Raw genomic sequence first — 20,315 nt, forward strand, 5'->3', positions numbered from 1 at the left:
AGTCTGGATTGCTTCGTCGCAACAGTGCAAAATTGCTGCGCAATTTTGTCACGAGTTCCTCGCAATGACGAGCCGATAGACAAATTCAAGCCAAGGAGAAAAACAACATGGCAGACCGCCTCAAGGGAAAGCGCGCCGTCGTCACGGCTGCAGCGGCAGGCATCGGGCGCGCATGCGCCATCGCATTCGCGCGTGAAGGCGCAACCGTCATCGCCACCGACATCAACGAGGCCGGCATCGCGGGCCTGACCAAGGAAGGCATCGCCGAGGTCGCCAAGCTCGACGTCCGCAACACCGCCGACGTCAACGCCTTCGCCAAGCGCGTCGGCAAGATCGACATCCTGCTCAACGCGGCGGGCTTCGTGCATCACGGCACCATCCTGGAGTGCTCGGAAGAGGATTTTGACTTCTCGTTCGACCTCAACGTCAAGTCGATGCACCGGACCATCCGGGCGTTCCTGCCCGAGATGCTGGCGGGCGGCGGCGGCAGCATCGTCAACATCTCGTCCTGCGCGGCGCTGCGGCCACCGGCCAACCGCTACGTCTACAGCGCGTCGAAGGCGGCGGTGTCGCTGCTGACGCGCGCGGTCGCGCTCGACTTCATCACCAAGGGCATCCGCTGCAACAGCATCTGCCCCGGCACCGTCGAGACGCCCTCGATGCTCGACCGCGCCGCCGCGCAGGGGCCGCAGGGCAAGGAGATGTTCGTCTCCCGCCAGAAGATGGGCCGGCTCGGCACCGCCGACGAAATCGCATCCATGGCGGTCTATCTCGGCAGCGACGAAAGCGCATTCACCACCGGCGTCGACCTTGTCGTCGACGGCGGCTACATGCTCTGATCGCTCCTCATCCCGAGGAGGCGCGACAGCGCCCTCTCGAGGGATGGGCCACGGGCTTATGGTTCGAGGCGCGCGCAAGTGCGCGCTCCTCACCATGAGGGATAGACAAGGGAGTTCTCGATGAACAAGATCGATCTCAACGGCCGCATTGCCGTCGTCACCGGCGGCGCGCAGGGCTTTGGCCGTGCCATCACCCGGCGTTTCATCGACTCCGGCGCCAAGGTCGCGATCTGGGATTTCGACTCGGCTCTCGCCGAGAAGACCGCGAATGAAGTCGGCGGCGAGACAAAAGTCTTCAAGGTCGACGTCACCGACCCCGCCGCGGTCGAGCAGGCGCGCGATGCGACGCTTGCCGCCTTCGGCAAGATCGACATCCTCGTCAACAATGCCGGCATCGCCGGCGTCAACAAGCCGGTCTGGGAGACCGATCTCGAGGAGTGGCGCAAGGTCCTGCGCATCAATCTCGACGGCCCTTTCATCGTCTGCAAGGCGATCGTGCCGACGATGCTCAAGCAGAAATACGGGCGGATCGTGAACATCGCCTCGATCGCCGGCAAGGAAGGCAATCCCAACGCCTCGCATTACTCGGCCTCCAAGGCCGGACTGATCGCGCTGACGAAATCGCTCGGCAAGGAATTGGCGGCACATGACATCCTCGTGAATGCGGTGACGCCGGCCGCGGCGAAGACCGCGATCTTCGACCAGATGACGCAGCAGCATATCGACTTCATGCTGTCGAAAATCCCCAAGGCACGCTTCGTGCTGGTGGAAGAGCTCGCCGCGATGGTGAGCTGGCTCGCATCCCAAGATTGTGCCTTCTCCACCGGCGCGGTGTTTGATATTTCCGGCGGACGGGCGACCTACTGAAGCTTTGGCCGCCCCTTGAAGGGGTGGACCATGCGGCTTGGACGTCGGGATTTTGGGCGTCGGGATTTCGTGAAGCTCGCAGCGGGCGCAGGCGCGCTGCCGTTGCTGTCGCGTGTTGCGCCCGCGCAACTGGCGCCCAGCCCGCCGAGCATCCGTCCGCCCTCGCCGGCCGAACGCGGCGCCATGGCGCGGCTCGCGCGCAGCTTCAGGGACAAATACGACGTGCCGGCGCTGTCCTTTGCGATCGGCTATGCCGGCACTGTTGTCCACGAGGACGCCTTCGGTCTTGCCGATCGCGAGCGGAACGAGACCGTGACGCCGCGGCATCTGTTCCGGATCGCCAGCGTCAGCAAGATGATCACCTCGGTCACGATCTTCCGCCTGATCGAGGAGAACCGCCTCAAGCTCACGGATCGCGTCTTCGGCCCCGGTGCACTGCTCGGCACCGATTACGGGTCACCGCCCTACTCCGCCGGCATCGACCAGATCACGCTCGAGCATCTGCTGACGCACGCTGCCGGCGGCTGGAGCAACGACAACCGCGATCCCATGTTCACGCATCCGCGGATGGATCATGCCGAGCTGATCGCCTGGACGCTCGCCAACCGGCCGCTGGACCGGCCGCCGGGCCAGCACTACGCTTATTCCAATTTCGGCTATTGCGTGCTGGGCCGCGTGATCGAGAAGCTCACCGGCCAGGCCTATGCCGAGCACGTCCGCACCGAGGTGCTGACGCGCTGCAGCGTCACCGACATGAGCGTCGCCGGCAACACGCGCGAGCAGCGCCAGGCCGGCGAAGTCGTCTATTACGGTCAGGCCGAAAATCCCTACAGCATGAATGTCCGGCGGATGGATTCCCATGGCGGCTGGATCGCGACGCCGGCGGATCTCGTGCAGTTCCTGATGCATGTCGACGGCTACACCAGACCGGCGAACATCCTGCGGCCGCGCACCATCGAGGTCATGACCACCGCACCCAGTTACAGCCCGAACTACGCCAAGGGCTTCTGTGTCAACAAATTCGACAATTGGTGGCACAATGGCAGCCTGCCGGGCACGAGCACGATTGCCGTGCGCACCCATGGCGGCTTCTGCTGGGCCGCCTTCACCAACACCAGACGCGGGAATTCCAACATGGATGGCGATCTCGACAATCTCAACTGGAGCATGGCGCGCCAGGTCGGCGAATGGCGGGTGGCCTGAGCCATGATCCGGGAAGGTGGATGCCTGTGCGGCGCGGTGCGGTTCAAGGCGGAGGGGGAGCCGCTCAACGTCCGCATCTGCCATTGCCGCCTGTGCCAGAAGGCGATGGGCTCGCCCTATTTTGCTCGCGCGCAGTTCGACCAGCGCGCGCTCAGCGTCGAGGGCGACACCGGCCGCTATGCCTCGTCCGAGAACATCGACCGCGTGTTCTGCAAGCGCTGCGGCACGCGCCTGTTCTCCTGGCGGCGCAACGGCACGCTGGCGGGCGTTTCGCTCACGACCTTCGACGATCGCAACGCCTTTGCGCCGACCGAGCACATCTGGGTCTCGGAGAAGGTCGCCTGGCTGAAGCTCGACGACGGCCTGACGCAATATCAGGGCACCATCCCGGCGTGACGTCAGGCTTGCCCTGACGCAGGCACTCTCGCCGCCTGAGCGCGCCGTCCCGCCGTCGTCGCGATCCAGATCCCGGCAAACACCGCGACGATGCCGGCCGCCAGATTCCAGCGCAGCGGTTCGTTCAGCAGCCAGGCGCCGACCAGCGAGGCCGTGATCGGATTGACCGTCACCGAGATCGCGACGCGCGTCGGCGTGGTCCGCTCCAGCGCGAAGGCCCAGAGATAGAAGGTCAGCGCAGCACCGAAGGCGCCGAGATAGAAAGCCGCCAGCCATTGCGGCGCGCCGAAGCCGGCGACCGGCGCAAAACTGCTCCGGATATAAGAGAGCAGGATGAGGCAGGCCGCGCCGGCCGCCATGCTCATCGTGGTGAAGGCGATCGGGCCGGAGCGCCGGATCAGCGGTTTTGACCAGATGCCGTACAGCGCCATGCACAGCGCGGCCGCCATCATCAGGAGATCGCCGCGCCAGGCGCCGGATGGTGCCGAGGTCAGGTCGGAGAGCAGCGCGACGGCAACGCCAAACGTCGCGATCACGACACCGATCGATTTGCGCCAGCTCAGGGCCTCGGCGCCGAGCGCGGCGCCGATCACGAGCGACAACAGCGGAAGTGTCGACAAAGCGAGCGCGCCGCGCGCGGCGGTCGTAAAGATCAGCGATGCATTGAACAGGATCGGAAACAGCGCGAAGAACAGAATGCCGAGCCCGGTCGCGGCGGCCCAGTCCCCTCGCCCCGGCCAACGGTCACCGCGGAGCAGCGTCAGGGGTAACAGCAGCAGGAAGCCGATGCCGAACCGGAACGAGCCGATCGCGAGCGGATCGAGGCTGCCCACCAGATAGCGCGTGGCACCGATCGAGGTGCCGCCGAGGCCGCTCGACAGCACCGCGGCCAGAACGCCGGAGATTTCGCCCACACGCCCTCCCTTGACGAGCCCTGAACGCAGCATACGAGGCGCGCCGAAACAGGGAATGGAGTTTCCGTCATGCTGGGATAAGTTTTCGTCATGACCACGCCTGTTCTCGACCCCGATCTGCTGAAGGCATTTCTCGCCGTCGCCGAGCATCGCTCGTTCACGCGCGCAGCCCAATTGCTCAACCGGACCCAGTCGGCGGTCAGCGTCCAGATCAGGCGCCTGGAAGAGCGGATCGGCACCAAGCTGTTTCAGCGCACCAGGGCCGGCGTCGCGCTGACCGCGGCGGGCGATGAGCTCCTCGTTTATGCGAGGCGGCTTCTCGACCTCAATGCAGAGGCGATCGATGTGCTCCGCGCACGCAAGCGCGACGCCGTGGTCCGCCTCGGCGTGATGGACGATTACGGCACGATCGTCATTCCGCCCTTGCTGGCGCGCTTTGCCCAAAACCATCCGGAGATCCGGGTCGAGATCGAGACCGGCCTGACCGCGACGATGCCGGCCCGGCTCGGCGAGGCCTATGACCTCGTCATCGCCATGCATCCGGAAGGACGCGGCGATGGCGAACTGCTCCGACGCGAGCAGGCGGTCTGGGCTGCGGCCAGGACGTATCGAGCCGAAGCACAGGACACGCTGCCCGTCGCGCTCTACCCGCCGGGCTGCCTGTTCCGGCAATGGGCCGCGGACGCCCTCGATGCCGCCGGCCGGCCCTGGCGCCTTGCCTTCGTCAGTCGCACCCTTGCGGCGGTGGAAGCGATCGCGGCGGAGGGCCTTGCGATCACGGTCGTGAAGGCCGGCACCCTGCCCTCCCGCCTGCGCGCCCTGTCGAACGGCCTGCCGCCGCTGCCGGCTGCCGACATCCACCTGCACCGCGCGCGCAACCTGTCGCAGCCGGCGGCGCTGCTGGCGGATCATTTACGGCTTGGGATTTCGGAACCCGCGTCCCATATCCTGACCTGACGCGTTGCCCCATCACCGGATCGGCCGGGTTGGCTGCAAGGCCACGAGGCGCAAACCGGGACGGACGAGCCGTGAACATTTCCCTCTATGAGCTTTCTGTATGGGTGCTACCGCTGCTGCTCGCCATCACCTTCCACGAGGCCGCGCACGCTTTCGTCGCGTACCGTCTCGGTGACAACACGGCCTGGCAGCTCGGCCGCGTCAGCTTCAACCCTATCAAGCATATCGATCCGTTCGGCACCCTGATCCTGCCGGCGATGCTGCTGTTCGCGCACTCGCCGTTCCTATTCGGCTATGCCAAGCCGGTTCCCGTCAATTTCCGCAAGCTCAACCATCCCAGGCTCGACATGGTCTGGGTGGCCCTTGCCGGACCCGCCACCAACATCCTGCTGGCGCTCGCGGCGGCTCTTGCCCTGCATGCCCTGCCCCTAGCACCGGCGGCCTCGGCCCAGTGGATCTTCGACAACCTCAAGAATGCGCTGGTGATCAACGCGGTGCTGGCGGTGTTCAACATGATGCCGATCCCGCCGCTCGACGGCGGGCGCGTCGCGGTCGGGCTGTTGCCTCGGGCCCTCGCCATGCCGCTGGCCCGGCTCGAGCCATTCGGGATGCTGATCCTGATTGGTCTTCTGATCCTGCTGCCGCTCGCGGGCTCGCAGTTCGGTCTAAATCTTGATGTTATTTCAGGAATACTGCGAACGTTGACCGGTTATGTGATTCAGGCTGTTCTCTTCCTGACCGGCAACGCGTAGTTCAACAGAACACCCGAACATAAGCCGAAGGGCTCGAGGCCGACTTGGTCAAAGCTGCCGATATGCTGATCGCGCGACGCGCGGACACCCGCGCCCGCGCCGATTTTGCCACCTGGAAGATGATGGCCAAGCTCAACGGGGCCTCCGCGCTGCCTGCCGAGGCGCAGGAGTTCCTGGTCAGCTACAAGAACCTGCTGGCGCGGATGAGCGAGGGCGAGGCCACCGAGGCCACGATCGGCGCGATCTACAAGGCCTACTATGCCGAGATGGGCGGCGCGGGAACTCCGCCCGACGTCCGCACCCGTCCGCCCGAGCCGGCGGCGGACAATGTTACCGCTTTCCGCCGACCTCCCCCGAAACCGACGAAGACGGCCTCCTTCACGGCGGCGTTTAGCGGAGCCCAGAAACGGCCCCTCCCGGTGGCGCTGATCTTCGTCTGCCTGGTCGTGGTCTATGTCGGGATCCGGCTCTACTGGCGCTGAGCCGATTTCTTCTTTTTCTTCTCGTCCGGCGGCGTGAAGATGATGTCGACGGTCCGCTCGAACCGGTCTTCGGTCAGTCCGGCCGGGGGCTGCGGGATGGGATCGGACTTGCGGACAATCGAGAGCGCGGCCGCATCGTAGGCCACATCCCCCGATGACTCCACGACGTCGACGGACAGCACATTGCCCCTGCGGTTGATCGCGAAGCTGACCTTCACCTTCTGATTATTGGGCTGCTTGCCCTCCGGGTTGACCTTGTGGGCCGTGAGGTGCGCACTGATCTTGCGATTCCAGTCGGTCGTGATCCTGAGGATGTCCTTGCCGAGGCCAAGCACCGGCGCCAGGGCCTTCTCGGCCTCGCGCGCGTCCTCGTCGAGTGTCTGCCGCGCCGTTGCAACCGACTGCGGCGAAGCCTCGGCAGCGGGTGTCTCGACCGCCGCGATCTTGGGATCCTCGTCCTGCGGCTTCTTCGAGATGTTTTCGGTGACGACCCGATCGGGATCGTCGACCTGTTGCGACTGGTCCTTTGGAAGCTCGGTTTCCTTGGTCTCGGCCTTTTGCTCTGGAAGCGCCTGCTGCTCCTGCATCGCTTCGCTGTCCGGTCCCGGCGGAAGGTCGGTCTCGGGCGCCTTGGGCGAGGCCATCTCGACGGCGAACTCCGCGCCGGCCGCACCCAGGCCATCGTCGTCGTCATCGGTCCGCAGATGGGCCAGGGCGAGCGCGGCACCGCCCAGATGGAGCGCGAGCGCCGCCACCGCCGCCAAAATCCAGAGCTTCCGGGATGGTCTGGCTTCGTCCGACATCGTGCGCCTCTAAGGCTGACCGGCGCCTGCCGCAGGCGCTCCGGGAGCGCCCTCCAGCGCGACCAGCTTCACCCGGGAATAGCCGCCTGAGCGCAAGAGCTCCATGACACTCATTAACTCGCCATACGGCACCGAGCGATCGGCGCGCAGGAAGACATACTTGTCCTTGCTCATGTCGGACAGGCCGTCGAGGGTCCCGATCAACTCGGCGCGGTGGACCGGGTTTTCGCCGATCGCAAGCGTCAGATCGGGCTTGATGCTGAGATAGGTCGGCTTGTCCGGCTTCTTCTGCGGGGTCGCGCTCGAGGTCGGCAGATCGATCGGCAGGTCGACCGTGGAGAGCGGAGCTGCGACCATGAAGATGATCAGCAGCACCAGGATGACGTCGATGAACGGCGTGACGTTGATGTCATGCGTCTCGCCGAAATCGTCGTCGTCATCATTGTCTGCGAGCGAAACGCCCATGGTTCACTCCGCCGCGCGCGAATGCGCGCTGCCGTGGCTGCGGTCGAGATCGCGCGAGAGCAGCCGCCCCGCCGCGCCCGAGGCACGGCTGACGAGCTCGAGATAGCTTTTCGTCACGCGCGAGAAGTGGTTGTAGATGATGACGGCGGGAATGGCGGCGACGAGGCCGATCGCGGTCGCGAGCAGCGCCTCGGCGATGCCGGGCGCGACCACGGCGAGGTTCGTGGTCTGCGACTTCGAGATGCCGATGAAGCTGTTCATGATGCCCCAGACCGTGCCGAACAGGCCGACGAAGGGCGATGTCGAGCCGATGGTCGCCAGCACGCCCATGCCGATGCGGATGCGCCGTGCCTCCGCGCGCACGATTTCGGAAAAGCTCGAGGCCGCACGCTCCTTGATGCCGGCATCGCTGGACAGGCCGGCCGACATCCGCGCCTCACGCAGCGCCGCCGCCAGGAAGGACGGCAGAATGCCCTGCTTGGCGCCGAGCGCCATTTGCGCTTCCGCGAGCGAGCGCGCCTCCGAGATCTTCTTCAGTGCCGAACGAAGCTTGCCGGACGCGACCGACAGCTCGATCGACTTGGCGATCAGGACGGTCCAGGTCATCAGCGATGCGAAGGCAAGCCCGATCATCACCGCCTTCACGATGACGTCCGCCGACATAAACATCACCCAGGGGGACAGCTCCTTCATGGCGGGCGCGATAGCGGCCGCGTCGGGCTTCGCCACGGGCGCCACCACCGCCGGAGCGGCAGCCGGAGCCGGGCTGGCGGTGGCCGGCTGAGCCGTCGCCTGTGCCGGTGCAGGTGCCGCCGGCGGGGTCTGTGTCTGGGCAGAAACAGGGGATACGAGCCAGGCGGCCGCCAGCATCAAGGCGGCGGCAAGGCTTGCTTGGAAGGACATGATCTTCATACTTCGGCCCAGTAGCGAATGAGGTTGTGATAGATACCCGTCAATTTGACCGTTTCGGGATCGTCACGCCCGAGCCGTTCCACCAGCGCCTGTATCGCGGTGTCGAGGTCAAAGATCATGCTCCGGGCTTGATCGTCCCGTATCATGCTCTGAAGCCAGAAGAAAGACGCAACCCGCGTCCCCCTCTTCACCGGCGTGACGAGATGGAGGCTGGTCGAGGGATAGAGCACGCAGTCCCCGGCTTGCAACTTCACTTCGTGCGAACCGTAGGTGTCCTCGATCACAAGTTCGCCACCGTCATACTCTTCCGGCTCGGCCAGGAACAGCGTGACAGACAGGTCTGTGCGGATGCGAAGGCCGGTCAGGCGGTCGCCGCGGATCGCATTGTCGACATGCAGCCCGAAATGATGGCCGCTGTTGGCCGCATAGCGGTTGAACAGCGGCGGGAAGATCTGCAGCGGGATCGCCGCTGCCAGGAACCGCGGGTTCGACGTCAGCGCCGAGATGATGCGGTTGCCGAGCTTGCGCGCGACCTCGCTGTCAGGCGGCAACTGCTCATTGCGCTTGACCATTGCTGACTGCGCGCCCGCGGTGGAACGGCCGTCTTCCCATTCGCTGGCGTCCATGATGCGGCGGAATTCCGCCACATCATCCTTGCTCAGGACGCCGTCTATGCATGTCAGCATGGCACCTCGTCGTTACTCCATCAGTAGCGCGCCGAGATCACCAGATAGGCGGCGCGTCCCGGTGCTTCCAGCACGAAGGGCGCGGCGCTCTGGTACAGCGCGTCATAGTAGCGTTTGTCGAAGATGTTGTTCACGAACAGCTTCAGCTGCCAGTTCTGGTTGAGCTTGGCTTCGACGAAGGCATCGAACCGCCAGTAGCTCGGGATCGAAGTGCCCTGGTTCGCCGCGAGGAACGTACCGCCATAAATCTTCGAGCGGTAGACCGCCTGACCGCCCAGCTCCCACACATCCGTCAACTGATATTTGCTGAGCAAACTGAAGGATTGGTGCGCGACGTTGGAGAGGGGCAGGCCCACGTTGGTGGTGTAGAGCGTCGTGTTGGCCGGCGGAATCAGCGACTTCGTCACTTCCGACTGCATCAGAACGAGACCGCCGAAAATGCTCCATTTGTCGGTGATCTTGCCGCTGACGCCGAGGTCGATACCGCGAATACGATAGGCCGCGCCGGCCGTGATACAGGATACGTTCCCCGCCGTAGCAGTATAGGGACATGCCGCAGTCGCAGTTGCAGCAGTGACATTGCGCGACTCTCGCGCATTTTCCTTTTCGGTCTGGAAGAGCGCAGCGGTCAGCAACAGGTGCCTGTCGAACAGCTCCCACTTCGTTCCAAGCTCGATCGCCTTGTTCTTCTCAGGACCGAAGATCTGAGGAGCGGCGCCGTTGAGCACGGGCGCAAGACCACCATACTGAACGCTGGTTCCGTCAAATTCCGCGCCGACCGGGTTCGACGAGGTTGCGTAGGCCGCGTAAACGCTTCCGTTCGGCAATGGCTTGAGGGTGAGGCCGAGATTGAAATTCGGCATCCCGTAGTCTTGCTGCTGCTGGCCAAAGGCGTTCAGCGTTCCCCCGTTGACCGAACCCCAGCCGTTCACCTTGATATTGTAGTCATCAAACCGAACGCCACCATTCAGGATCAGGACGTCGTTGTAGTTGGCCGTATCCAGCACGTATACGCTCTTGGTATCGATCGCGATGTTGGTCGGCTTCTGCGTCAAACCTCCGGGAATCCCGAAGGGAAGGTTTGTGTATTGCGGACTGAACACGCTCACGCCTGTCAGCGAGTTGCCGGTAAAGCCGCCAGGCAGCGCCTCCGAAGCAAGGCCGGTATAGCTGTTGATAGACGAGGTCTCGTGGTCGTATTCAAACCCGGCAAGCGCAGTGTGTTTGAAGCCTGCGCTATCACTGAACTTGTAAGTCGCCTCCGTCTGATTGGCGATGACGTCCGTGACCTGGTAGCGGCTCTGCGGATTCGCACTGAGGGTGTAGGCCGTAAACGGAGCCCCTGGGGCGAGTGTCGGCGCTTCAGGCAGCGTTCCAATGTAGTTCTGCGTGGAGTGAGAATCCCTGAACCTATTGGTGATCAAGAGATCTGGCGTGACGTAAACCTCGGCGTTGAGCGAACCAATGTCCTGGCCGGTCCGGTAGAAGTCTCGGTTGAGGAAGCCGTACCAATTCTTACGATTAACCCCGAAATCGGTGAACGGGCCGCCGGCGGTCGTCGCCGTGCTCGGCCGATAGTAAGGCACGCCGAAGTCCGGGAGTCCGGTCAGTTCGGTATGGATGTAGTTGGCAGTGATTTTGACTGCATCCAGAGGCTTCCATATCGTCGCGACGAATGCGCCGTCGCGATTGTCGGTCACATAGCTTCGCCCAGCGACATTGGCGTCCTGAAACAGTCCGCCCGCGCGCACCGACCAGGTCGGGTTGATCACCTGGTTGACGTCGAGCACCACGCGCTTGGTCATGTCGGTGCCAAACGTGGTGTCCATGTTGTAGAAGCTCTTCTCGGTCGTCGCCTGCTTGGTGACGATGTTGATCGCACCACCGGCGACACCGCGGCCCGCGAAAGTTGAGCCCGGACCACGCAGAATTTCGACCTGCTCGGTGAAGAAGTTTTCACGGACGCTGACGCCCGCGTCGCGCACGCCGTCGATGAAGACGTCGTTGCGGGCATCGAAGCCGCGAATGAAGAAGCGGTCACCGAAGGCATTGCCGCCCTCACCCGTTCCGAGCGTCACGCCGGCCGTGCTCAGGATCGCCTGCTTCAGCGTCGTGGCGTTCTTGTCCTCCAGCACATCCTTTGTAAGCACGGTGATCGATTTTGGCGTGTTGAGGATTGGCTCAGGGAATTTACCTGACGCTTGCACTCGGGTGGCCATGTAAGGCGCGGCGGGATTTGCGTACGGATCACGATCGGCAGGACCAGGGCTCGGATTGGCGACAGGCGCTTGTGCGGCCTGCTGCCGCTGCGCCGCGCGCCGCAGCGCGTTGCGCGCACGAATCTGATCGGCGGTGGGCTTCGAAGCGGTCGGACGCGGACGCTGCTGAGGCGCATCGACGTTCACGGGGGGCAGATTGGTCTGCTGCGCCTGTGCGCCGGTCGAGACCGTCGCGACCGCAATCAAACTGGCGACCGTGGACACAGTCTTGCCGGTCGCAGTGTCGAAATTGTTGCCGAAGGATTTCCGATCCGCATCCGAACGCAACGATCGCGGTGTTTTCATCATGCCCATCACACGCCCCACAGTGCTTATGCTTCCATTGGTCGCGTTGCGACAACGCGACGCATTGGTGCTATCGGGCGTGTTCATGGGGGTCAACGCGATCTCTGCAACACTCCGTTTGAATCCGACCATTTCAAAGCAATTCTAAACTCGGTTGAGTGCGCCGCAGTTTTAAATGGTTCTAAACTTGAACCGTTCTAATCTGGACATTGAGCGCTGCGATCTCGTCGTGCCGCATCAACCTTCGAGCTGATGCGCTTCGTCGATGCAGAAACGCGAACGATGGGGCGGTGCTATCGGTCGGAGAAAAGCAGGTCAATGCGATTGATCTGCCAGCACATTTGAATTCATCCAGATCGGACTCGGTGCAGATTTCAATCTGGAAACATGGGCGCATGCGAGAGCTGCGCAGGCGCGAGCAGCGGCGCCGCTCTCAATCGCTGCTCGGCGGCTTCATCAGCGAGAACAATTCGTCGACGGTTTTCTGCGCGACGGCGCGCACGCGATCGGAGTTGTCCATGCCGGCGATGTTGACGCCGCCAACGACGGCTTTGATCTCGTCCCGGAAGTCGGTCAGGAATCGCAAGGGATCGCGCTGCTCGTTGGCGACGCGCGCGATCAGTCCCGTGATCAGAATCTGGCACGCGATCAGCTTGCCGTTCAGTTCGTCCATCCTGCGCTCCCGTTGTGGCGGGGCCGATATGACCGATGCCGGATTTCCTGACAACCGAAACGCCGTGCAGGCGAATTAGAACCGTTCTCACGGGGGTTGATCCCGGCTCACTTCGCAGCACAGCCGGGGCGCCCTTGCGGACAGCTCTGCAAGCCGCCCACACCGGCTCCGGGCATTGCCCAAGATTTGCGCGCGGATCGCTCGCGCCGGGAAAATGCAGCACTGCACACCGTAGTGTCACGGAGCTGCCTAGACAGTGCAAAGCTTTCCAATTGTTTAGGATTCCGAACCGATAGTGCTGTTTACACTGGAACTTGGCGTGTATTATACAAGCGCGCTGGAACCCTATGATTGCTCCACAATTCGTAGTTTTGGGCGTAAAAGCCAACGAGCCGACATGAAAAAAACACGGCCGATCCTCTGGATTCTGATCATCGCGGCCGTGGCCTCCGCGGGTTACTATGGCTGGCAGAAATTCGGCTCGCCCGAGGCCGGAAAAACCCAGACGGCTCAGAAGGGTCCGGCGCGTCCGCCCGCCATCCCCGTCAGCGTTTCGCCGGTCCAGAAGGCCGACTTTCCGGTATATCTGACCGGTCTCGGCACGGTTCAGGGCTTCAACACCGTACAGGTCCGGAGCCGGGTTGACGGCCAGATCGACAAGATCGCCTTCAGCGAAGGCCAGATGGTCAAGCAGGACGAGCTTCTGGTCTCGATCGATCCCCGGCCCTATCAAGCCACGCTCGACCAGGCCAAGGCCAAGAAGGCGCAGGACGAGGCGAATCTGGCCAACGCCAATCTCGAGCTCCAGCGTGCCATGAAGCTTGGCGAGTTCGCGACTGCGCAGCGGGTCGACACCCAGCGTTCCACCGTCGCGCAGCTGACCGCCCAGATCGCCGCCGACGAAGCCGCCATCTCCAACGCCCAGACCCAGCTCGACTACACCCAGATCAAGGCGCCGTTCACCGGCGTGGCCGGGCTGCGCCTGGTCGACGTTGGCAACATCGTCAACGCCTCCACGCAGACGGGAATCGTGACGATCTCGCAGGTCGAGCCGATCTCGGTGATCTTCACCGCGCCGGAAGACCAGCTGCCTTATATCAGCGAAGGCCAGAAGGCCGGCGCGCTCAAGGTGATCGCGTTCACCACCGACGGCAAGAAAACGTTGGCCGAGGGCAAGCTCGCGGTCATCAACAATCAGGTCGACACGACCAGCGGGACTATTCGGCTCAAGGCGGTGTTCGACAACAAGGAACACACGCTGTGGCCGGGCCAGTCGGTTTCGACGCGCCTTCTGGTACGCACCCTGAAGGACGCGACCGTGGTTCCGGATGACGCGGTTCAGCATTCGACCAACGGCCTCTACGCCTATACCGTCAATCAGGACAACAAGGCGGAAGTGCACAAGATCAAGGTCAGCTACGCCATCGACGGCCGTTCGGTGGTCGACGAAGGCTTGAGCCCGGGTCAACAGGTGATCACCGGCGGCCAGTTCAAGGTCCAGCCCGGAAGCCTCGTCTCGACGGCCGTAGCAAGCTCGGATCCGAGCCAGAATAAGGTACGACAGGAATGACCGAGGGCGGGATTTCGGCACCTTTCATCCGTTATCCCATCGGCACCTCGCTGCTGATGGCCGGCATCCTCTTCGTCGGTCTCGTCGCCTATCCCCTGCTGCCGGTCGCGCCGCTGCCGCAGGTGGACTTCCCGACCATCCAGATCACAGCCAATTTGCCGGGCGGCAGCCCCGAGACGATGGCCTCGTCGGTGGCCCAGCCGCTCGAGCGGCAATTCGCCCAGATTCCCGGCATCGCCCAGATGACCTCGACGAGCTATCTGGGAACCGCCTCGATCACCATCCAGTTCGACCTCAACCGCAGCATCGACGGCGCCGCCAACGACGTGCAGGGCGCCATCAACGCCGCAAGCGGTCAATTGCCGAAGAATCTGCCCTCGCCGCCGACCTACCGCAAGGTCAACCCGGCCGACGCGCCGATCCTGCTGCTCTCGGCAACATCCGATACACTGCCGCTGACCACCGTCAGCGATGCCGTCGACGCCCAGCTTGCCCAGCAGATCAGCCAGCTCTCGGGCGTCGCGCAGGTCTTCATCGGCGGCCAGCAGAAGCCCTCCATCCGCATTCAGATCGACCCGGCGAAACTCGTCGCCAAGGGCCTGTCGCTGGAGGACGTGCGCAGCCAGATCGCGATCACCACAGTCGACAGCCCCAAGGGCAATATCGACGGGCCGAAGCGCGCCTACACGATCTACGCCAACGACCAGCTCACCCAGTCCAAGGACTGGAACGACGTCGTCATCGCCTATCGCAATGGCGGTCCGCTTCGAATCCGCGACATCGGACAGGCGGTGAGCGGCGCCGAGGACGCCAAGCAGGCAGCCTGGGCCAACGGCAAGCGTGGCGTGTTCCTGGTGGTGTTCAAGCAGCCGGGCGCCAACGTCATCGAGACCGTCGACCGGATCAAGGCCACCCTGCCCCGCCTCGTCGCGGCGATTCCGCCCGCGATCAAGATCGAGTTGATCAGCGACCGCACCACGACCATCCGCGCCGCGGTCGAGGACGTCCAGTTCACGCTGCTGCTGACCATTGCCCTCGTGGTCATGGTCATCTTCGTCTTCCTGCGCAGCTTCTGGGCGACGGTCATTCCCACCATCACGGTTCCGCTGGCGCTACTGGGCGCGTGCGCCCTGATGTGGGTGGTTGGCTATTCGCTCGACAATCTATCGCTGATGGCGCTCACCATCGCGGTCGGATTCGTCGTCGACGACGCCATCGTGATGCTCGAGAACATCACGCGCTACATCGAGGAAGGCGAATCGCCGATGGCGGCCGCCTTCAAGGGCTCCAAGGAAATCGGCTTCACCATCGTCTCGATCAGCATCTCGCTGGTCGCGGTGCTGATCCCGCTGCTGCTGATGGGCGGCATCATCGGACGCCTGTTCCGCGAGTTCGCCGTCGTGCTGGCGATGACCATCTTCGTCTCGATGTTCGTGTCGCTGACGCTGACGCCGATGATGGCCTCACGCTTCCTGCGCGCTCATGGCGAGGTGACCCACGGCAAGTTCTACCAGTGGAGCGAACGCGCCTTCGACGGCATGCTGCGCGGCTACGAGTACGTTCTCGATCATGCTCTGGCCTGGCGCCGCACCACGCTCCTGATCTTCTTCGCCACGCTCGGCCTGTCGATCTATTTGTTCATCCTGATCCCGAAGGGCTTCTTCCCGCAGCAGGACGTCGGCCTGATCACCGCGACCTCGGAAGCGTCCCAGGACATCTCCTTCGCCGAGATGCAGCGCCGCCAGGTCGAGCTCGGCAAGATCGTGATGGACGATCCCGACGTCGCCACGATCGCGATGAACATCGGCGGCAGCGGCCGCGCCGGCAACAACGGCAATTTGTTCATCACGCTGAAGCCGCGCAACGAGCGCAACGCGTCGGCGCAGGAGATCATTGCCCGGCTGCGTCCTAAGCTCGAGAAGGTGTCGGGCGCCCGCCTCTACATGCAAGCGGCCCAGGACGTCCGGCTCGGCGGCCGGCCGACGCGCACGCAGTTTGAATTCACGCTACAGGATGCCGATCTCACCGAGCTCAACGACTGGGCGCCGAAAATCCTCGCCAAAATGCAGACGCTGCCGCAACTGCGCGACGTCGCGACCGACCAGCAGACGCAGGGCACCACGGTCCAGCTCAAGATCAACCGCGACACCGCATCGCGCTACGGCATCCAGCCGCAGCTGATCGACGACACGCTGTACGACGCCTTCGGACAGCGGCAGGTCACGCAGTATTTCACCCAGCTCAACACCTACAAGGTGATCCTCGAGATCCTGCCGGAGATGCAGGGCAGTCTCGACAGCCTGAACAAGCTCTACCTGAAATCGCCGCTGACCGGCGACCAGGTGCCGCTGTCGACCTTTGCGACCTGGACCACCGATCCGGTCCGCCCGCTCTCGATCAGCCACCAGGGCCAATTCCCGGCGATCACGATCAGCTTCAACCTCGCCCAGGGCGTCGCGCTCGGCCAGGCCACCGAGGCCGTGCAGAAGGCGATGGCCGATCTCGGCGCACCCCCAACCCTGAATTCGAGCTTCCAGGGCACCGCGCAGGCGTTCCAGCAGTCGCTCGGCACCGTGCCGCTGCTGATCCTCGCAGCCCTCGTCGTGGTCTATCTGATCCTCGGCATTCTCTACGAGAGCTACATCCACCCGATTACGATTCTGTCGACCCTGCCCTCGGCCGGCGTCGGCGCGCTCCTGATCCTGATGGCGGCCGGCTTCGACTTCAGCCTCATTGCATTGATCGGAATCATTCTCCTGATCGGCATCGTGAAGAAGAACGGCATCATGATGGTCGACTTCGCCATCGCGGCCGAGCGCGACGAGCACAAGACGCCGGAGCAATCGATCCGTCAGGCCGCGCTGCTGCGCTTCCGGCCGATCATGATGACGACGATGGCCGCCCTGCTCGGCGGCGTGCCGCTGATGCTCGGCCACGGCACCGGCGCCGAGATCCGCCAGCCGCTCGGCTACGCCATGGTCGGCGGCCTGATCGTCAGCCAGGCGCTGACGCTGTTCACCACCCCGGTGGTCTATCTCTATCTCGACGAGCTCAACAACTGGTTCTCGGGCTGGGGCCGTTCGGGTGACGGCAAAGGTCACGAGGCGCCCGAGCACAGCACCGTCAAGCAGGCCGCCGAGTAAGCTTGCACCGCGGCTTCCGCGACGCTACAGCGAGGCCCTCGGTTCACGCCAACGCGGTTTCGCCATGTCCATGCAATCCAGACTTGTCGCCCTCGCCGCCGCCCTTCTGCTGTCGACAGGCGGCGCGTATGCCCAGCAGAGCGCCAAAAAGAACGCCGCTTCCCCTGCACCGGCCGCACAGCCCGCGCCAGCTCCGACCCAGCCGCAGGCTGACGGTGCGCAGCAAGCCGGATGGGTCGTGCGCTGCACCAGCGTCAGCCGCGACGCGCCGCTCGAATGCGCAATGGAGCAGAACGCGGTGCTGACCAAAACCGGCCAGACCATCGTGCTGATCAACATCCGCATCGCGCCCGACACCCGCACGCCGGTGGCGCTGCTGCAATTACCGCTCGGACTCAACCTGCCCGTCGGGGCCAAGCTCCAGGTCGACGAGGGCAAGACATTCGACCTCCAGATCCAGACCTGCGAGAACCGCGGCTGCTACGCCTCGACGCCGATCGCGGCGGACCTGCTCGCCGCCTTGCGGTCGGGCAAGCAGCTGAAGGTCTCCTTCCAGAACATGGCCAAGGAGGCGATCGCGATCCCGATGCCGCTGGGCGATTTCGCGGCGGCCTACGACAAGATCAAGTAAGGACCGCTCCCGTTTCCTGTTGGAGTGGACGCTCTCTCACCTCGTCATTGCGAGCGTAGCGAAGCAATCCAGCAATCTTTCCGCGGAGGCAGTCTGGATTGCTTCGCTGCGCTCGCAATGACGGCGCGGATGCTGCGCCGCCTCTTCCCTATCACTGTCGCGCCATCTGCGCGTTGCCGACGGCATCGCCGTCGAGCTTCTGGTCGTTGTGCATGGTGACGGTGACGCGCAGCAATCGCCCCTCGAACTCGAACGGCGCCTCGTAATGCGACACGGGGCTGCCGCGGTCACGGCCGATGTCGAGACCGGACCACGAGATCAGCGTGTGGAAGCCGAGCTGGGTCTGGAGCGACCCCGCCGGCTCGCCGTCGATCAGCAGCGTATATTCGGTGACGCCGGTGCGCGCCCCCTTGGCCGGCGGCTCCTTGCGCACGAGCCGCTCGACATACACGCCGAGCCGCCGCGCGCCTGACGGCACCTTGCGGTCCGACCGCGCGATCTGGTGGCTGCCGCCGATGTTGAGGTCGTGCACGAGGTGACCGTCCCTGACGTAGAGGCTGTAGCCCGACGTCGCGTCGCCATGCGAGATCAGCACGCCGTTTGCACCCGCCTCGTCGATCTCGACATGCGCCTCGATCGTGTAGCTGCGGCTGCGCACGTCAGGCGCGACATCGGTCGGCACGTGGCCCATGCCGGCGTGGAAGACGAAATGGTGGCGCGCACCGTGGAAGCGTGCGGCGTTCTCCGCAAAGCGCGGCCCGAAGCGATCGTCGAGCGGCAGCACCTTGTGCCTCGCGGCCTCCGCCCACCAGGTCGCCATCATTGCTGCCAGACGTTCCGGCTCCTTTGCGGCGAGATCGTCGGTCTCGGAGAAATCCTGGTCGAGATGAAACAGCTCCCATTTGTCGTTCTCGAACGGCGTGCCCGAGGGATGGAAGGCGACCGCCTTCCAGCCGCCCTGCCAGAGGCCGCGATGGCCGAACATCTCGAAATATTGCGGCGAGCTTTTTGAGGACGCGGACGCATCCGTGATCGAGCGCGCGAAGCTCTCGCCTTCCAGCGGCATCTGCGGGCAGCCACCGATCTCGTTCGGCGCCTCAACGCCGATCAGCTCCAGCAGCGTCGGGGTGAGGTCGCAGGCGTGGACGAACTGGTGCCGCAGCTCGCCTTTGCCTGCGATCCGCTTAGGCCAGTTGATGACGAAGGGATCGCGGATGCCGCCGCCATGGGTGTTCTGCTTGTAGCGCCGCAGCGGCGTGTTCGACGCCATCGCCCAGCCATGCGGGAAATTGCTGTGGGTGTCGGGCCCGCCGATGTCGTCGATACGGCCGAGCTTTTCCGCGATCGGCTCCGGCTTGAAGTTGAACGGCCCCATCGCGTTGACGAAGCCGAGCGGCCCGCCCTCCTGGCTCGCGCCGTTGTCGGACATCACGATGATCACGGTGTTGTCGCGAATGCCGGCCGTTTCCAGGAACGAGACAAGCCGTGCAAGATGCCGATCGGAATGATCAAGCATGCCGGCGAAAGCCGCCTGCAGGCGGGTGAAGACGCGGCGCTCATCGGCCGAGTGCTCCTCCCAGGCCTTCACGCCATCGTTGCGCGCCGGCATCCGCGTGCCCTCAGGCACCAGCCCCAACGCCTTCTGGCGTGCCAGACGCCGTTCGCGCTCGACGTCCCAGCCGTGCGCGAATTCGGCGTCATAGCTCATGATGATATCGGCCGGCGCCTGATGCGGCGCGTGGCAGGCGCCAAGTGCGACCCAGGTGAGCCAGGGAACGTCAGGACGGTCGGCGACATGGTCGCCGATGAAGCGGATCGATTGGTCGATCAGATCCTCGGTCAGATGATAGCCGTCCGCATACGTGCCCGGTGGATCGATATGCGTGTTGTCGGAGACGAGCTCCGGCGCGTACTGGTCGGTCTCGGCATCAAGGAAGCCGTAGAAGCGGTCGAAGCCGCGGCCGAGCGGCCAGCCGTCGAACGGGCCGGTGGCGCCGCTCTCGGTCAGCGGCGTGACGTGCCATTTGCCGACCATGTAGTTGCGATAGCCATGTATGCGCAGCATCTCGGCCAGCGTCCCCGCCTCACGCGCAATCTTGCCGCGGTAGCCGGGATAACCGGAATCGAAATTGGCAAGGCAGCCGACGCCGACCGAGTGATGATTGCGTCCTGTCAGCAGCGCGGCGCGCGTCGTCGAGCACATTGCCGTGGTGTGGAATCCGGAGTAGCGCAGCCCCTCCGCGGCGAGCCGGTCGATGGTCGGCGTCTTGATTGTCGAGCCATAGCAGCCGAAATCGGAGAAGCCGACGTCGTCGAACAGCACGACCAGGATGTTCGGCGCGCCCTCGGGCGGCCTTGGCGCCTCCGGCCACCAGGGTTTCGACTCCGCGACCGTCTTGCCGACGGTGCCGCGGAACGGCGTGCCGCTGTTTGCGCTCATCTGCTTCTCCCTGCTGGT

Annotated in this window: 18 protein-coding genes; 10 read left to right on the plus strand and 8 right to left on the minus strand. The window is 64.2% G+C overall.

Annotation, left to right across the window (positions count from 1 at the left end):
- Nucleotides 1-107 precede the first annotated feature (107 nt).
- The 4 genes from AC0L3X_RS01375 (at nucleotide 108) to AC0L3X_RS01390 (ending at nucleotide 3,305) form a co-directional block, all read left to right on the plus strand.
- Nucleotides 108-839 (plus strand): SDR family oxidoreductase, encoded by a 732-nt coding sequence (locus AC0L3X_RS01375; protein WP_063983852.1) that lies wholly within the window; start codon nucleotides 108-110, stop codon nucleotides 837-839.
- Nucleotides 840-959: 120 nt separating this feature from the next.
- Entirely contained in the window at nucleotides 960-1,706 is a 747-nt protein-coding gene (locus AC0L3X_RS01380) for an SDR family NAD(P)-dependent oxidoreductase (protein WP_014495989.1), read from the plus strand.
- 69 nt (nucleotides 1,707-1,775) lie between these two features.
- Nucleotides 1,776-2,909, plus strand: coding sequence for a serine hydrolase domain-containing protein (locus AC0L3X_RS01385; RefSeq protein ID WP_354101992.1), 1,134 nt, complete (start codon nucleotides 1,776-1,778; stop codon nucleotides 2,907-2,909).
- 3 nt (nucleotides 2,910-2,912) lie between these two features.
- Nucleotides 2,913-3,305, plus strand: a complete 393-nt coding sequence (locus AC0L3X_RS01390) for a GFA family protein (protein WP_063983855.1) — start codon at nucleotides 2,913-2,915, stop codon at nucleotides 3,303-3,305.
- A 2-nt stretch (nucleotides 3,306-3,307) separates the two neighbouring features.
- Here AC0L3X_RS01390 and AC0L3X_RS01395 read toward each other — a convergent pair whose 3' ends face one another.
- On the minus strand, nucleotides 3,308-4,219 hold the full coding sequence (locus tag AC0L3X_RS01395; protein ID WP_063986438.1) for a DMT family transporter: 912 nt from the start codon (nucleotides 4,217-4,219) through the stop codon (nucleotides 3,308-3,310).
- Between the two features lie 90 nt (nucleotides 4,220-4,309).
- Between AC0L3X_RS01395 and AC0L3X_RS01400 the strand changes: the two genes are divergently transcribed.
- From AC0L3X_RS01400 to AC0L3X_RS01410, 3 genes are all read left to right on the plus strand, one after another.
- Nucleotides 4,310-5,176, plus strand: a complete 867-nt coding sequence (locus AC0L3X_RS01400) for a LysR family transcriptional regulator (protein ID WP_063983856.1) — start codon at nucleotides 4,310-4,312, stop codon at nucleotides 5,174-5,176.
- A 71-nt stretch (nucleotides 5,177-5,247) separates the two neighbouring features.
- Entirely contained in the window at nucleotides 5,248-5,928 is a 681-nt protein-coding gene (locus AC0L3X_RS01405) for a site-2 protease family protein (RefSeq protein WP_063983857.1), read from the plus strand.
- A gap of 62 nt (nucleotides 5,929-5,990) precedes the next feature.
- Nucleotides 5,991-6,410 (plus strand): hypothetical protein, encoded by a 420-nt coding sequence (locus AC0L3X_RS01410; RefSeq protein WP_028146575.1) that lies wholly within the window; start codon nucleotides 5,991-5,993, stop codon nucleotides 6,408-6,410.
- On the opposite strand, the gene AC0L3X_RS01415 is transcribed toward AC0L3X_RS01410, so the two are convergent.
- The 6 genes from AC0L3X_RS01415 to AC0L3X_RS01440 form a co-directional block, all read right to left on the minus strand.
- The gene (locus AC0L3X_RS01415) at nucleotides 6,398-7,213 is read right to left on the minus strand and encodes an energy transducer TonB family protein (protein ID WP_063983858.1); all 816 of its coding nucleotides are present in this window, start codon (nucleotides 7,211-7,213) and stop codon (nucleotides 6,398-6,400) included. The two genes, AC0L3X_RS01410 and AC0L3X_RS01415, sit on opposite strands and share 13 nt — an antisense overlap.
- Before the next feature lie 9 nt (nucleotides 7,214-7,222).
- Nucleotides 7,223-7,678, minus strand: coding sequence for a TonB system transport protein ExbD (gene exbD / locus AC0L3X_RS01420; protein ID WP_014495997.1), 456 nt, complete (start codon nucleotides 7,676-7,678; stop codon nucleotides 7,223-7,225).
- A 3-nt stretch (nucleotides 7,679-7,681) separates the two neighbouring features.
- Complete coding sequence (gene exbB / locus AC0L3X_RS01425; protein ID WP_063983859.1) at nucleotides 7,682-8,590, minus strand: tonB-system energizer ExbB; 909 nt, start codon at nucleotides 8,588-8,590, stop codon at nucleotides 7,682-7,684.
- Nucleotides 8,587-9,276 carry a Fe2+-dependent dioxygenase gene (locus AC0L3X_RS01430; RefSeq protein ID WP_063983860.1) on the minus strand — a complete coding sequence of 230 codons (690 nt, stop codon included), beginning with the start codon at nucleotides 9,274-9,276 and terminating at the stop codon, nucleotides 8,587-8,589. The genes exbB and AC0L3X_RS01430 overlap by 4 nt, the downstream gene beginning before the upstream one ends.
- Nucleotides 9,277-9,296: 20 nt before the next feature.
- Nucleotides 9,297-11,849, minus strand: coding sequence for a TonB-dependent receptor (locus AC0L3X_RS01435; RefSeq protein ID WP_231144619.1), 2,553 nt, complete (start codon nucleotides 11,847-11,849; stop codon nucleotides 9,297-9,299).
- Nucleotides 11,850-12,273: 424 nt separating this feature from the next.
- The gene (locus tag AC0L3X_RS01440) at nucleotides 12,274-12,513 is read right to left on the minus strand and encodes a hypothetical protein (RefSeq protein ID WP_063983861.1); all 240 of its coding nucleotides are present in this window, start codon (nucleotides 12,511-12,513) and stop codon (nucleotides 12,274-12,276) included.
- A 397-nt stretch (nucleotides 12,514-12,910) separates the two neighbouring features.
- Between AC0L3X_RS01440 and AC0L3X_RS01445 the strand changes: the two genes are divergently transcribed.
- From AC0L3X_RS01445 to AC0L3X_RS01455, 3 genes are all read left to right on the plus strand, one after another.
- Entirely contained in the window at nucleotides 12,911-14,083 is a 1,173-nt protein-coding gene (locus AC0L3X_RS01445) for an efflux RND transporter periplasmic adaptor subunit (protein ID WP_071914957.1), read from the plus strand.
- The gene (locus tag AC0L3X_RS01450) at nucleotides 14,080-17,226 is read left to right on the plus strand and encodes a multidrug efflux RND transporter permease subunit (protein ID WP_063983863.1); all 3,147 of its coding nucleotides are present in this window, start codon (nucleotides 14,080-14,082) and stop codon (nucleotides 17,224-17,226) included. The genes AC0L3X_RS01445 and AC0L3X_RS01450 overlap by 4 nt, the downstream gene beginning before the upstream one ends.
- A 64-nt stretch (nucleotides 17,227-17,290) precedes the next feature.
- Nucleotides 17,291-17,857 carry an invasion associated locus B family protein gene (locus AC0L3X_RS01455; RefSeq protein WP_063983864.1) on the plus strand — a complete coding sequence of 189 codons (567 nt, stop codon included), beginning with the start codon at nucleotides 17,291-17,293 and terminating at the stop codon, nucleotides 17,855-17,857.
- Nucleotides 17,858-18,008: 151 nt separating this feature from the next.
- Here AC0L3X_RS01455 and AC0L3X_RS01460 read toward each other — a convergent pair whose 3' ends face one another.
- Nucleotides 18,009-20,297, minus strand: coding sequence for an arylsulfatase (locus tag AC0L3X_RS01460; protein ID WP_063986439.1), 2,289 nt, complete (start codon nucleotides 20,295-20,297; stop codon nucleotides 18,009-18,011).
- Nucleotides 20,298-20,315 lie beyond the last annotated feature (18 nt).

Source organism: Bradyrhizobium sp. MI1.7, assembly GCF_055811795.1.

Excerpts from the sequence above, each read along its gene's own strand:
- AC0L3X_RS01375 (WP_063983852.1), top strand. The coding sequence starts at position 108 with ATGGCAGACCGCCTCAAGGGAAAGCGCGCCGTCGTCACGGCTGCAGCG.
- AC0L3X_RS01380 (WP_014495989.1), top strand. The coding sequence starts at position 960 with ATGAACAAGATCGATCTCAACGGCCGCATTGCCGTCGTCACCGGCGGC.
- AC0L3X_RS01390 (WP_063983855.1), top strand. The coding sequence starts at position 2,913 with ATGATCCGGGAAGGTGGATGCCTGTGCGGCGCGGTGCGGTTCAAGGCG.
- AC0L3X_RS01400 (WP_063983856.1), top strand. The coding sequence starts at position 4,310 with ATGACCACGCCTGTTCTCGACCCCGATCTGCTGAAGGCATTTCTCGCC.
- AC0L3X_RS01410 (WP_028146575.1), top strand. The coding sequence starts at position 5,991 with ATGCTGATCGCGCGACGCGCGGACACCCGCGCCCGCGCCGATTTTGCC.
- AC0L3X_RS01415 (WP_063983858.1), bottom strand. The coding sequence starts at position 7,213 with ATGTCGGACGAAGCCAGACCATCCCGGAAGCTCTGGATTTTGGCGGCG.
- exbD (WP_014495997.1), bottom strand. The coding sequence starts at position 7,678 with ATGGGCGTTTCGCTCGCAGACAATGATGACGACGACGATTTCGGCGAG.
- exbB (WP_063983859.1), bottom strand. The coding sequence starts at position 8,590 with ATGAAGATCATGTCCTTCCAAGCAAGCCTTGCCGCCGCCTTGATGCTG.
- AC0L3X_RS01430 (WP_063983860.1), bottom strand. The coding sequence starts at position 9,276 with ATGCTGACATGCATAGACGGCGTCCTGAGCAAGGATGATGTGGCGGAA.
- AC0L3X_RS01435 (WP_231144619.1), bottom strand. The coding sequence starts at position 11,849 with ATGGGCATGATGAAAACACCGCGATCGTTGCGTTCGGATGCGGATCGG.
- AC0L3X_RS01440 (WP_063983861.1), bottom strand. The coding sequence starts at position 12,513 with ATGGACGAACTGAACGGCAAGCTGATCGCGTGCCAGATTCTGATCACG.
- AC0L3X_RS01445 (WP_071914957.1), top strand. The coding sequence starts at position 12,911 with ATGAAAAAAACACGGCCGATCCTCTGGATTCTGATCATCGCGGCCGTG.
- AC0L3X_RS01450 (WP_063983863.1), top strand. The coding sequence starts at position 14,080 with ATGACCGAGGGCGGGATTTCGGCACCTTTCATCCGTTATCCCATCGGC.
- AC0L3X_RS01455 (WP_063983864.1), top strand. The coding sequence starts at position 17,291 with ATGTCCATGCAATCCAGACTTGTCGCCCTCGCCGCCGCCCTTCTGCTG.
- AC0L3X_RS01460 (WP_063986439.1), bottom strand. The coding sequence starts at position 20,297 with ATGAGCGCAAACAGCGGCACGCCGTTCCGCGGCACCGTCGGCAAGACG.